This is a genomic window from Salimicrobium album, assembly GCF_900107115.1.
In the GTDB taxonomy this organism is placed as follows: Bacteria; Bacillota; Bacilli; order Bacillales; family Halobacillaceae; genus Salimicrobium; species Salimicrobium album.
Genome location: NZ_FNOS01000004.1, coordinates 31,785 through 44,229, shown reverse-complemented (window position 1 = coordinate 44,229; position 12,445 = coordinate 31,785). Strand labels below are relative to the sequence as shown.

12 protein-coding genes are annotated in these 12,445 nt (G+C 45.9%); 1 reads left to right on the top strand and 11 read right to left on the bottom strand.

Annotation, left to right across the window (positions count from 1 at the left end; genetic code table 11):
• Positions 1-20: 20 nt before the first annotated feature.
• The 5 genes from BLU03_RS08180 to betB form a co-directional block, all read right to left on the bottom strand.
• The gene (locus BLU03_RS08180; protein ID WP_093107085.1) at positions 21-785 is read right to left on the bottom strand and encodes a helix-turn-helix transcriptional regulator; all 765 of its coding nucleotides are present in this window, start codon (positions 783-785) and stop codon (positions 21-23) included.
• A 36-nt stretch (positions 786-821) separates the two neighbouring features.
• Positions 822-959 carry a hypothetical protein gene (locus BLU03_RS13675; protein WP_159435713.1) on the bottom strand — a complete coding sequence of 46 codons (138 nt, stop codon included), beginning with the start codon at positions 957-959 and terminating at the stop codon, positions 822-824.
• A gap of 272 nt (positions 960-1,231) precedes the next feature.
• Positions 1,232-1,777 carry a choline uptake/conversion transcriptional regulator CudC gene (gene cudC / locus BLU03_RS08175; RefSeq protein WP_093107083.1) on the bottom strand — a complete coding sequence of 182 codons (546 nt, stop codon included), beginning with the start codon at positions 1,775-1,777 and terminating at the stop codon, positions 1,232-1,234.
• Positions 1,778-1,898: 121 nt separating this feature from the next.
• Positions 1,899-3,584, bottom strand: a complete 1,686-nt coding sequence (gene betA / locus BLU03_RS08170; protein ID WP_093107079.1) for a choline dehydrogenase — start codon at positions 3,582-3,584, stop codon at positions 1,899-1,901.
• 16 nt (positions 3,585-3,600) lie between these two features.
• Positions 3,601-5,067 carry a betaine-aldehyde dehydrogenase gene (gene betB / locus BLU03_RS08165; RefSeq protein ID WP_093107077.1) on the bottom strand — a complete coding sequence of 489 codons (1,467 nt, stop codon included), beginning with the start codon at positions 5,065-5,067 and terminating at the stop codon, positions 3,601-3,603.
• 456 nt (positions 5,068-5,523) lie between these two features.
• Here betB and BLU03_RS08160 point away from each other — a divergent pair, with 456 nt between their 5' ends.
• Positions 5,524-7,179, top strand: a complete 1,656-nt coding sequence (locus BLU03_RS08160; protein WP_093107075.1) for a sodium:solute symporter family protein — start codon at positions 5,524-5,526, stop codon at positions 7,177-7,179.
• 162 nt (positions 7,180-7,341) lie between these two features.
• Here BLU03_RS08160 and hxlA read toward each other — a convergent pair whose 3' ends face one another.
• Genes hxlA through BLU03_RS08130 form a run of 6 tightly spaced genes read right to left on the bottom strand, consistent with a single transcriptional unit; the run spans position 7,342 to position 12,428 of the window.
• Positions 7,342-7,956, bottom strand: a complete 615-nt coding sequence (gene hxlA, locus BLU03_RS08155) for a 3-hexulose-6-phosphate synthase (protein ID WP_093107073.1) — start codon at positions 7,954-7,956, stop codon at positions 7,342-7,344.
• A gap of 4 nt (positions 7,957-7,960) precedes the next feature.
• Complete coding sequence (locus BLU03_RS08150; RefSeq protein ID WP_093107071.1) at positions 7,961-8,911, bottom strand: sugar kinase; 951 nt, start codon at positions 8,909-8,911, stop codon at positions 7,961-7,963.
• On the bottom strand, positions 8,908-9,558 hold the full coding sequence (gene rpiA / locus BLU03_RS08145) for a ribose-5-phosphate isomerase RpiA (protein WP_093107069.1): 651 nt from the start codon (positions 9,556-9,558) through the stop codon (positions 8,908-8,910). The genes BLU03_RS08150 and rpiA overlap by 4 nt, the downstream gene beginning before the upstream one ends.
• Positions 9,559-10,854 (bottom strand): TRAP transporter large permease, encoded by a 1,296-nt coding sequence (locus tag BLU03_RS08140; protein WP_093107067.1) that lies wholly within the window; start codon positions 10,852-10,854, stop codon positions 9,559-9,561. It lies immediately after the preceding gene.
• Positions 10,839-11,336, bottom strand: coding sequence for a TRAP transporter small permease (locus BLU03_RS08135; RefSeq protein ID WP_093107066.1), 498 nt, complete (start codon positions 11,334-11,336; stop codon positions 10,839-10,841). Before BLU03_RS08135 ends, BLU03_RS08140 begins: the two co-directional genes overlap by 16 nt.
• Positions 11,337-11,387: 51 nt before the next feature.
• The gene (locus tag BLU03_RS08130) at positions 11,388-12,428 is read right to left on the bottom strand and encodes a TRAP transporter substrate-binding protein (RefSeq protein WP_093107064.1); all 1,041 of its coding nucleotides are present in this window, start codon (positions 12,426-12,428) and stop codon (positions 11,388-11,390) included.
• Between the last annotated feature and the right edge of the window lie 17 nt (positions 12,429-12,445).

The window sequence follows — 12,445 nt, the reverse complement described above, 5'->3', positions numbered from 1 at the left end:
CCGGAAAACGGCCGGAATGCTTATACGTCTGCGGTAATTCCCGTGACGATCCGTTTCCGGTATTCACTGGGAGAACAGGAATACTTCTCCTGAAAGATACGGATGAAGTGTCCGTTACTGATGCCGATTCTATCGGCAATGTCCCGTATGGGCAGGGTCATATCCTGAAGAAGAAGCACACTTTCCTCAAGCTTCTTTCTTTTTATATATTCATTGCAGGTGGTATCGAGATGAGTACGGACCAGCCGGGCCAGATGACCGGGCGACATTCCGAGCCCGTCTGCTATCAAAGTGACGGAAAGCTGATCATACAAATGTTCATCCACATATTGAATGAACTTCATCACTTGCGGGTGGGAAGGAGACTCCAGGAAATATGTATTGACTGTGTGCATAAATGTATCGGTCATGAAATACATTCCCTCCCGGAAATCTTCCTCCGTTTCCCATGATTCGACCAGTTTCATTAAAGAAACGGCTGTAGCCAAAAATTCCCACGCAAACACAAAACGCTTCGAAAAACGTTCCGCTGAAGCTCCGGCCAGATAAACGAAAAATCTCCGGTAATCCTTCACACGTTCCTGCGGGTCTTTCTCTCCTGCCAGAATATCAGCAATGTTTTCTATCCGTCTGTAAGCTTCGGACTGTTTGCTGTTACATACGGCTGCGAAATAATACTCTTCTTCCTTGATAATAGTGGCAAAAATCTTTTCTTCCGTGTTCTGCAGGTTGAAAAGTTCCTGATCATACAGCTGTTTGAACTTTTTCTCGTTTGTACTATTCACCCAGGATCACCTTCCTCCCGTCCTTTTACCTGATACTTACCGGCTGCTGTTACCGGCAGATTCTTCTACTCTGCAGTAGGGACACTGGAGGTGGATGATTTTTCTGTCTATAACTGTTTCCTCGAAATCAGTCTGGCATTGAATACACGTCATCGCTCGTACCTTGTAACTCAAAATGAACAATCCTCCTGAATTCGTAACAGGTATTACGCTGTTAATGTAACCATACCCTAAATAACAGATAATACATTCATAATTACGAACATTTATTATTAAAATTCAACATTGTAACAAATCATGACTTTAGACCTAATTCGTGCATATTAATTGAATTTTCTAATAACATCATAACATTAACTCTTACTCCCGAAAACCTTACCTCCTCTTCCGCCTTCACGGTTACACAAAACAAAAAAACACCTGTTCCTACAGGTGTTTCTTCCCGGTTATTTTTCTTCCTCTATAGGAAGAAATTCGAAAATCTCCCCGGATTCTATGGAATCTGCAAGACGTTCCAGCCACTTACAATACTTACGGTATTCTTCGAGCTGATTGTAGTCTTTGCGCGCCCTCTCCTTCAGTTCTTCTTCCGTACCTTCGTCATCGATGACTTCCTGAAGCTTCTCTTCTGCATATTCGATTGCGGATAAATTCAATTTCGCTTCCCTTTCCCACTTGTTGCCAAAAAAATGAGAAAAGTATTTAAAAAAGTTCTTCTCAGCCGTAAAAGCGTCCTTACGGGAGCCTTTCTGCCAGACTTTCTTTACGATGCTCACTTCCTGAAGATTACGGACGGCTATGCTCATACTCGGCTTACTCATTCCGAGATCATCCTTCATATCGTCCAAAGTCATAGGCTGATGTTTAAAATACATCCGTGCAAACAGCCGGCCCGTTGACGGGGTGATACCGTACAGGTCCATCGTTTCGGCAATGGAATCGACGACGGCCCCTTCCGCTTCCTCAATCAGTGCTTCCGAATCCTTTTCCACCGGGAACCACTCCTTTTATTTCATTTAAAGTATTTAATATTAACTAAAATATAACACAAATTAAAATCAGGGACCTGTAAAGTAGCCCCTGATTTTAGTAATTTCCTTATTTCTTTTCCGGTTAAACTTTAACTGTTCCTGCATCTGCCGGATGTACGCCGTGCTTATAATAGTCTACATACTCGGGCTCAAGCGGTTTTTTGCCGCGGATGATGTCTGCAGCCTTCTCGGCGAGCATCAGTACCGGAGCATGAATATTTCCATTCGTTACGTACGGCATAGCGGAAGCATCGACCACCCGGAGGTTGTCGAGTCCGTGAACCTTCATCGTTTCCGGATCGACGACGGCCATAGGGTCGGACTCCGGCCCCATTTTCGCTGTGCAGCTCGGATGCAGAGCCGTTTCTGCGTCTTCCGCCACCCAGTTCAGAATTTCTTCTTCCGTCTGCACCGACGGTCCCGGCGAAATCTCTCCGCTGTTGTAAGGTTTCATGGCAGGCTGGTTCATAATTTCACGCGTGACGCGCACTGCTTCCACCCATTCACGTCTGTCCTGTTCAGTGGAAAGGTAGTTATAAATCATGCTTGGATGCGCTTTTGGATCGTTGGACTGTATTTTCAGGGAACCGCGGGCATCCGAATACATCGGTCCGATGTGTACCTGAAAACCATGTTCCACCGGTGCTTTTTCACCGTCGTACCGGACGGCGACCGGAAGGAAGTGATACATAAGGTTCGGATACTCCACGTCTTCGTTCGACCGTACGAACCCTCCGCCTTCGAAATGGTTCGTCGCAGCAGGTCCTTGACGTTTCAGCAGCCACTGCAGACCGATCCACGGCATGTTTTTCAGTTTGAGACTCGGCTGCTCGGAAACCGGCAGCGGGCAGCCGTGCTGAATATAGACTTCCAGGTGATCCTGCAGGTTCTCACCCACTCCCGGAAGATTCACTTTCGGCTGAACGCCGACGGAACGGAGATGTTCAGGATCGCCGACTCCGGAAAGCTGAAGCAACTGAGGAGTGTTGATCGCCCCGCCTGAAAGTATGACTTCTCCAGCGGATACGTAGTGTTCTTTCCCGTTCCGCTTATAAGTAAGTCCCCGTGCTTTTCCATTTTCAATATCGATGTGCTGAACGAAAGAAAGGGTCCGGACCGTGAGATTCTTCCTGCGCATTGCAGGACGAAGGTAAGCGCGGGAGGTGGACATCCGCCGCCCGTTATAGACGTGCTTATCAAACGGACCGAAACCTTCCTGACGGAATCCGTTCACATCCGGAGTTCTCGCATGCCCCGCCTCTGAAGCAGCTTCGAAAAAAGCCTGGAATAACGGACTCGTCGCAGGTCCGCGTGTCAGTTTAACCGGGCCGTCATGACCACGGTATTCATCACTCTTATCGGAATCGATTGTATTCTCCAGCCGTTTGAAATAAGGGAGGCAATGGGCGAAGTCCCACGTATCCATCCCTTCGTCCGCTCCCCAGCGCTCATAGTCTTTAGGGTTACCGCGCTGGTAAATCATTCCGTTTATGGAACTGGAACCGCCTAACACTTTACCACGGGCATGCTTGATTCTGCGTCCATTCATGTATGGTTCCGGATCCGATTCATATTTCCAGTCATAGAGGGATTTCCCTGCCGGAAACGGTAAAGCCGCCGGCATCTGGATCAGCAGATCCCACGGATAGTCACTGCGCCCGGCTTCCAGTACAAGTACGCTTTTCGTTCCATCTTCACTCAGCCGGTTCCCAAGAATCGAACCGGCACTTCCTGCTCCGATTATTACAATATCGTATGCTTCACTCATTTTGATAACCTCCCTGTTATTTGAACCAGTGAATCGGTTCAGGTTTCAAGTTTCTGTATATATGTTTCGTTTCTGTATATTCTTCAAGTCCCGGTTTTCCGAGTTCACGGCCGATACCGGACTGTTTGTAGCCGCCCCATGGCGCCTGAGCAAAGTACGGATGGAAATCATTGATCCATACTGTTCCCATGCGCATTTTGGCAGCTGCACGTTCCGCCTTATCGATGTCTGTAGTGAAAACGGCTCCTGCCAGTCCGTAAATGGAGTCATTCGCAAGAGTCACCGCTTCTTCCTCAGAACGGAAACGCTCCACCGTAAGTACCGGTCCGAAGATTTCTTCCTGCACGATTCTCATATCAGATGTACATTCCGTAAAAATCGTCGGAAGATAGAAGAAGCCGTTCTGAAGCTCATCCTCTTCCGGCCGTGCTCCGCCGGTAACTATCTTCGCACCTTCCTGTTTACCGATTTCCACGTAGCTTTCCACTTTCCCGCGATGTTCTGCGGAAATAAGGGGTCCTGACTGTGTATCGTCTTCGAAACCGTCACCGAGCCTGATACGCCCTGCTCTGTCCGCCAGTTCCTTAACGAACTCATCATGGATCGAATCTTCCACAATAAGACGAGCTCCTGCTGAACAGACCTGACCGGCGTGGAAAAACGCGGCGTTCAGAGCCTGGTCGACAGCTGTCTCAAAATCAGCGTCGGCGAACACGACGTTCGGGTTTTTACCACCGAGTTCAAGAGCGATTTTCTTCATGTTACCGCTCGCCTTCTGCATCACTTTCTTCCCGGTTTCGATACCGCCGGTAAAGGAAATCAGATCGACACTATCGCTTTCTGCCAGCTCATTGCCGACCGTAGCCCCGTCGCCGAGCACCAGGTTGACGACACCAGCCGGGAACCCGGCTTCTTCCATCAGCTCCGTCACTTTGACAGTGGTGAGTGGCGTTATTTCACTTGGCTTGATTACGATTGTGTTTCCGGCTGCAAGAGCGGGAGCGATTTTCCACGAAGCCTGAAGGAGCGGATAGTTCCACGGGGTAATCTGCCCGCACACTCCGACCGGTTCCCGGACGATTCTGCTCTGACTGTCCGGAATCGGGGACTCGATCATCTCTCCGCCGTCCTTGTCGGCGAGACCGGCGAAATACCTGAAGACTCCGGCTATATCGTCCATGTCCTCCCGGCTTTCTTCTGCTGTCTTGCCGGTATCAAGAGTTTCCATCCTGGCAAGTTCTTCTCTGTCCCGTTCAATCAGTTCCGCTATCCGCAGCACTTTTTCTCCTCTGGTTGCTGCAGGAGTCGATGCCCACTCCCCATTATCAAAAGCCTCTCGTGCTGCAGCGATCGCTATTTTGGCATCTTCTTCGCTTCCGTCTGCCGCTTCGGCGATCACTTCCTGATTGTAAGGATTGATGATTTCTCTCGTTTTTCCGGAACGGGCGTCCACCCAGTTTCCGTTAATATACATTTGTTTCATTTTCGGTCCTCCTTTTTAACGTTTATTTTATTTAATTATTTTTAAACGTTTTTAACAATTTTCATGCTAGCACATGATTTTTTAGTTGTAAACCGGAGCCCGCTAAACTTTTCTTATTGGAGAAAGGAAATTTAGAGTCTTTTCAGAGCCTTTAATGAAAGGAACGATTTCCGGGAGCCTGAACTTTTCCCATTTCCTATGTAAAGCCTTCCATGTCCTATACATGGAGAAGGATTTTTCTGAAATTCTCTCTATCCCTTGTCTTTGTAGCTAGGAGGCCGGTTTTGTCCCGGGAGCGGAGTTGACATTATTTTATTGTACGTTACAGTAATACATGTTGATTGTTTAATAATTATTAAACGTTTTAAATTAATTAAGCGACACGGTACCGTCGTAAGCTTTACATCCGGAAACATACACACTACACATAACAAATACTTGCAAAGGAGTGGTTTCGTGCAACCGCAACCATCTGAAACACCAGAAGGGAAGCAGGATAAGAAAAATAAAAATTATGAAAAAGCAGGAACGTTCGGATTTCTGGGGTTACTTCTCGGAGTAGCCGTCTATGTAGGTTTTACGGGGAACAACGTCAACTGGGGCGCCCTCATTTTCATGTTCATCGCCTACGCTATCATCTTCTACATAGGCTCCATTACAGCCGGGAAAAAATCAGACAGTGCCAAAGATATGATGGTCGCCGGTCGGGCGATGCCGTTATGGATCGCCATGTTCACGATGACGGCCACCTGGGTCGGCGGCGGTTACATCGCCGGTACGGCTGAGTCGACATTCGCCTCCGGTATCGTCTGGGTCCAGGCTCCGTGGGGTTTCGGCCTGAGTCTGATTATAGGCGGGGTTTTTTACGCCCGAAAAATGAGAAGATATGAATTCACGACAATGCTCGATCCGCTCGAAGTCCGTTTCGGTAAAAAAGTGACCGGTGTCCTTTACCTGCCTGCACTGCTTGGAGAACTTTTCTGGAGTGCTGCGATTCTGGTAGCGTTAGGATCCACGTTCGGACTGATTCTTGGTATAGACTTCACGACTTCCATTATCGTTTCGGCTCTCATTGCAGTAGCCTACACGTTCGTCGGCGGTATGTGGTCGGTCGCGCTCACCGACGTAGCGCAAATCATCATGATTATCGTCGGTATGTTCCTCGTCGTGCCTTTCGCTCTTGCAGAAGTAGGCGGACTCGGTCAGGCATGGGGAGCTTATAAAGAAGGTATGGCCGGATTTACGAACCTGATTCCACCTCTCGACGGCTGGAATCATCCGGACTGGGGAAACCAGTACTTCTACTGGTGGGACTCTGCCCTTCTTCTCATTTTTGGAGGTATTCCGTGGCAGGTCTATTTCCAGAGAGTACTTTCATCGAAAAATGAAAACACCGCTATGTGGTTATCCATTGCGGCAGGTGTATTCTGTATTATCCTTGCAGTACCGGCCGTTATGCTCGGTGTAGCAGGATTCTCGGCCGACTGGGCAAGCTACGGTATTGAAGGACCGGCTGCTTCTTCCGATATTCTCGCCTACGTCATCAACTATATGGCTCCTTATCTCGTAGCTATTGTGGCTCTCGGTGCCGTGGCGGCTGCAGTTATGTCCTCCATGGACTCATCTATTCTATCTGCTTCTTCCATGGCAGCGTGGAATATTTACCGTCCACTGATTAAACCGAAGGCCGAAGGAAAAGACATTAAGCGCGCTATCCGTATCTCTATCATATTGATCGGACTGGCAGCGACAATGGTCGCCCTCAACATCGACAGCGTGTACACGCTCTGGTATCTGTGTGCCGATCTCGTTTACTGCGTACTTTTCCCGCAGCTCACGACAGCACTTTTTGATAAAAAAGCGAACACGTACGGTGCGCTCGCCGGACTCGGTGTATCGTTCTTCCTCCGTATCGGAGGCGGGGAACCGGCGCTCGGACTCCCGGCTTTCCTTCCTTATCCGATGATGGAAGACGGGGTCGTCCTCTTCCCGTTCCGGACGCTCGCTATGGTCGCCGGGTTACTGACGATCATCATCGTCTCCCGTCTTACTCAGAAATCATGCCCGCCTCAGCCGCTTCGCAAGCTGAAAACGGAAATGGCGGAAGAATAATGAAAACAGGCAGTTCCTTTGAGGGAGCTGCCTGTTTTCGTTAATTATGGATGATTTTTGTAACCATCACCGGGAAAATAATTTTTAAAGTAATAAAAAAAGATTATGGAAGGTGGAGAACAACCTTAACCAAAATCTTTTCTGAAATCCACATCGATGAATTCAACCTATAGCTTCTTTAAATCTACGAGCTGCATTCTTCGGATTTGAGGCTTTTGTTATACCACTTCCAACAATAACTATATCAGGAGCTTCGGCAGCTACTACATCAATCGTTTCCAGATTCACCCCCCCGGCTACTGCTATTTTCACATCCATATCTGATAAAAAAGAGAAAGTTTCACTTGAAATACCCCCACCGTGTTGCTGGTCTTTCCCAATATGCAGACTAACAAAATCAGTTCCAAGCTTACGAAGACCATGTACTTTCTCACGATCTGTTACACCTAACAGATCAATCATCACCTTCCCTTTTCCTTTAGCTGTCTCAAGACATGTTTTAATCGTCGCTTCTGAGGAAAAAGCCATCACCGTTGTGACATCAGCTCCTGCATCTAGCGCCTGCATAGTCTCCGCTTTCCCGGCATCACAAGTTTTCATATCAGCGAGAATTTCGTGATCCGGATAACTACGACGTAAATCACGCACTATATCCATTCCATATTCCTTGATAACACCGGTACCGACTTCAATAATGTCGACGTAGGCATCGGTTTCTTCAAGTACTCTGTGACACTCCTCCCGTGTGAGACGGTCTAAAGCTAATTGTAATTTCATTATCTCACCTCTCAATCATTTCTTTTTCCCCAAGTACTTCCTGAACCTCTGACAAATAAGGGAGTCCTTCATTATCTCCGATTACGCTAACTACCATTGATCCTATTGTGTTAGAAAATTGGAGGCATTTTTTTAAACTCCATCCTTGCAGATAACCATAAAGGTATCCAGCGTCGAAACCGTCTCCGGCCCCTACGGTATCCACTACCTTCGCAGGATTCCTCGCTTTCTCATGAAGGCTAATACCATTTCTCATTCCGGAAGCCCCGTTCTTCCCATCTTTAATAACGATATCCTGAATTTTATAGGACTGAGCCCGGGCATACATCTCATCTTCATCATCTGTTTCAAAAATAATTTCCATCTCTTCTTTTCCTGCCAGAAGGATGTCAACGTCCGGTAAGAAAGTCTTCAATGTTTCGCGCGCTTCTTCCTTACTCCATAATTTCAAACGAATATTCGGGTCGAGAGCTATCGTCACATTATATCGCTTAGCTATCGCAATCGCTTCTTTCATATACAACCGTGCCCCTTCATGTAAAGCAGGAAAAATCCCCGTTACATGAAGAATACGTGAATTTTTAATATAGTTTTCGTTCAAATCTTCTGCGTATAAATCCCTGGTAGGCGTCTGGTCCCGATAATAAAATGTTTTCCCACTACCATCTTCACGGATCTCTTTAAAATTGAGAGAAGTTGGATAATTTCTTGTCCTCTTCACTTCGCTCACATCAATCCCTTCTCCCCGAGCAAAGTTATTGATGAACGTACCGAACTCATCTTCCCCAAGACTGCTCAGCCAACCGGTAGTAAGGCCAAGTCTTGCACAGCCGACCAGGACATTCAGTTCCGCTCCCCCGATGTTTCTATCAAAAGAAGGAACAAATCTCAATGGTCCAGTTTTACTGGGGTTGAAGACGACCATCGCTTCACCTATTGTAATAACATCTTTCATGCCTTATGTCTCCTTTCCGTTCTCACTCCCGTATCTTCCCCAATCAGTACAATATCTGCAAGGTTTAAAAATACACCTGTATTTACAACCCCAGGAAGACGAACGACTTTTTCATGAAAATCAATTACTTCTCCTATGTCCGTACAATCATATATAAAGTTCCCATTGTCGCTAACAAAAGGATTCTTTTTCGTATCCAGTCTCAGGGTGCAGTGGCCTCCTGCCGATAATAGTAACTCTTCAGTTCCCTCATGAAGAAAAGGGAGAACTTCGACCGGCACAGTTTCATCATGCAGTGTCTTTTTCCATTTCTCTTTCGTTCCGATGACGATATAAACATCTGCGTGATATGCCACTAATTTTTCACGTACAAGTGAACCTCCTCCCCCCTTTATCAAGGTTAAAGAATCATCCACGGCATCTGTGCCGTCAACCGCTACATCAATATCGTTTGTCTCCACAAGTGGAATTCCAAGGGAGCGAGCCAGCACCTCTGTTTTTTTTGAACTTGCTACTCCCTGGATGTTTTTATGTCTTAACCCGTGAAGGAAGATTTCCGCAGTCGATCCTGAACCTAGTCCAACAGTCATTCCATCTTCAATCCAGTTAAGTGCTTCCAGAGCTGCTCTTCGCTTTAGCGAGTTCATTTACATTACTCCAAATAACTCGGGACTCAATTGTTTCGGAATATACATTGCTACTTCAGGGAAAAAGGTCACAAAACCGAGTACTAGCAATACGATTGTAATATATGGTATTACTGCTACAAAAGAACGTTCAATTGGTAAGTTACCAATCTTCGCTGCAAGTAATAGGCACAAACCATAAGGCGGCGTAACGAGTCCGACTGCGAGCGTCATAACTACTATCAGTCCAAGGTGCACATCCCCCACCCCGAACTGCATTGCTGCAGGCATAATAACTGGGACAAACAAAATCATTGCAGGAATTGCATCCATAAAAGTTCCGACGATTAGGAAGAAGCCTATCGTAATCAAAAGAAATACCCACTTCGCGTCAATGAAATTATCGAAAAAGGATTGTGCATGCATACCAAGTTGATAGTAACTCATCAATTCACCCAAAGCACTTGCAGCCGCAAGAGCAAATAATGATAACGAACTTAACGCCAAAGTATCAAAAAAGATTCTCGGCAAATGTTTCACTTTCAATGTACGGTAGTAGAACATACTGACCAGTAGCGTATAAACAGAAGCTACCGCAGCTGCTTCTGTAGCTGTGAAAAATCCGGTAACTATGCCTCCTACAATAATTATCGGAGTAATCAGCGCCGGTAAAGCGTCTCCGAAAAGTTTCAGTACTTTTTTAAAACTGGCACGTTCCTGACGTTCAAAATTATTTTTTTTAGCCAAGAAATATACGAAGATCATCATAGTGAGTGCAATCAAGATACCTGGAACGATTCCGGCTAGAAACAGAGCCCCTACCGAAACATTAGTAATGCCAGCGAAAATGATCATCGGAATGCTAGGAGGAATGATAACGCCGATTGTGGAAGAAGCTGCCGTTACACCTACAGCTGTTTCATTGTCATAACCGTTTTTCTTCATATTCGGGATAAGAATTTTCCCAACACCTGCTGTGTCTGCCTGAGAAGCACCAGATACCCCTGCAAATAACATAGAAACAAGAATATTCGATTGAGCCAGTCCTCCGCGGATGTGACCGACAATCCCCAGAGAAAAATCGATTAACTTCTGAGAAATCTTTCCGGAGTTCATTAAGTTAGCAGCCAAAATGAAAAGAGGCACTGCCAAAAGAACAAATGAATCCAAACCGTTAACCATTTTCATTGGTACAGTCATCTCTGGAATATATTCAATGTTTACAATGCCAAGCAAAGCAACAATGCCTATAACGAAGGCGATCGGTATGCCGATGACCATCAAAAGAACAAACGCAGCTACTAGGAAGATGCCCATGTTTCTACCCCCTCTTTCGACACACTTTGAAATCTGATAACAACATGATGCAGGGTATAAATAATCATCGTCCCAGCCATGATCGGAACAGCAATCCAAACGTAGCCCATTTTCATAAATGGTAAAGCTACCCACTGATTCCCCCAGAACTCCGTAACAACTTTAATTCCATACACGAACAGAGCACTGTTAAAAATAAGCAGAATGAAGTCATTCACCATTAAAAGTACAAGTAATGATTTTCCCTTCAACTTTTTAACGAGCATATCGAAACTAAAATGTTCTTTCCGATTAACCATCACTGCAGCCCCCATAAACACCGACCATACAAAAGAATAACTCGCCAGTTCCTCTGTCCATATGACAGAGATGCCCAGATGTCTCGTTATAATTTGATATAGAAGAACCCCGAAGAACAAACTGAGAAACAATAGTCCAACTGCCGTCTGAATTCTTTCAATAATATGAACAGCTTTAGCCATCTCTCTTCCCTCCTGAACAAAACAGGGGCACGCGGATTGCCCCCACTGTTATTATTCTTCGACTGAGTCTCCTATTTCCCTGATTTTCTTAAGCAAGTCTGTTACGCCAATTTTCTCTGCTACTTTGTCCTGAATAGGTTTAGCAAGATCAATGAATGGCTGACGATCGATCTGATTAACTTCGGCTCCATCGTCAATCGCCTGTTGTTTATATTCTTCTTCCTGGGCGTGCAGTTCTTCCCACTCAGCTTCTACGGAAGCTTCAGAAGCCTTATCGATTATTTCTTTCTGCTCATCAGTGAGATTGTCATACGTGTCCCCACTTATCATAAGGAAACGGGTAGTATAATCGTGACCAGTTTCTGTAATATATTTCCCGTTCGGTGTTTGATGATGGTCTTGTTGTACAAAGTAAGGGTAAGCGTTTTCAGCAGCATCTACGACATCCTGCTGCAGCGCTTGATACAATTCCCCCCACGCAACAGATGAAGGTACTGCGCCCGTTTCTTCCCAGAAATTCGCAACTACTCCAGAAGTTTGTGTGCGGATTTTTTTACCTTCAAGGTCCGACATTTTCTGAAGTGGTTCGTCTCCGTAATAGTGACGGACTCCTGCTGTCCAGTAACCAAGCATCCGGAAATCATTGTTTGATTCTTCATTAATGATTTGTGCCATTTCGTCTCCTACTTCCCCCTGTACAGTTTTCTCCCAATGTTCATAGCTTTCAAAAAGGTAAGGGAAGGCAAACAGATCCACCTGATCTATACCACTGGAAGTCATAAAACCCGGAGAAACCAACACTACATCTGCAGCCCCAGTTTGAAGTTTCTCTACAAGTTCAGTTTCACTGGTACCGATTGTACCTGCGTGTACTTCCACTTCTATATTTCCATCAGATTTTTCTTCCACTGAATCTTTAAAAGCTAACAAACCTTTCTGGTAAGGGTTTTCCGGATCTGTCTGGTTATGAGCAGCAACTATCTTCAGAGGGTCTTCACTACCTTCCCCACCGCTTCCTTCTTCTGAAGAATTGCCACAAGCACTCAAAACAAAAACAACAACAAGTAAAATAATTCCGAATAATTTTTTCATATTTAGAATCCTCCTGA

What these genes read in the sequence shown, in the direction of transcription:
- betA (WP_093107079.1), bottom strand. Translation starts at nt 3,584, where the DNA reads ATGAGTGAAGCATACGATATTGTAATAATCGGAGCAGGAAGTGCCGGT.
- betB (WP_093107077.1), bottom strand. Translation starts at nt 5,067, where the DNA reads ATGAAACAAATGTATATTAACGGAAACTGGGTGGACGCCCGTTCCGGA.
- hxlA (WP_093107073.1), bottom strand. Translation starts at nt 7,956, where the DNA reads ATGAAATTACAATTAGCTTTAGACCGTCTCACACGGGAGGAGTGTCAC.
- BLU03_RS08150 (WP_093107071.1), bottom strand. Translation starts at nt 8,911, where the DNA reads ATGAAAGATGTTATTACAATAGGTGAAGCGATGGTCGTCTTCAACCCC.
- rpiA (WP_093107069.1), bottom strand. Translation starts at nt 9,558, where the DNA reads ATGAACTCGCTAAAGCGAAGAGCAGCTCTGGAAGCACTTAACTGGATT.
- BLU03_RS08140 (WP_093107067.1), bottom strand. Translation starts at nt 10,854, where the DNA reads ATGGGCATCTTCCTAGTAGCTGCGTTTGTTCTTTTGATGGTCATCGGC.
- BLU03_RS08135 (WP_093107066.1), bottom strand. Translation starts at nt 11,336, where the DNA reads ATGGCTAAAGCTGTTCATATTATTGAAAGAATTCAGACGGCAGTTGGA.
- BLU03_RS08130 (WP_093107064.1), bottom strand. Translation starts at nt 12,428, where the DNA reads ATGAAAAAATTATTCGGAATTATTTTACTTGTTGTTGTTTTTGTTTTG.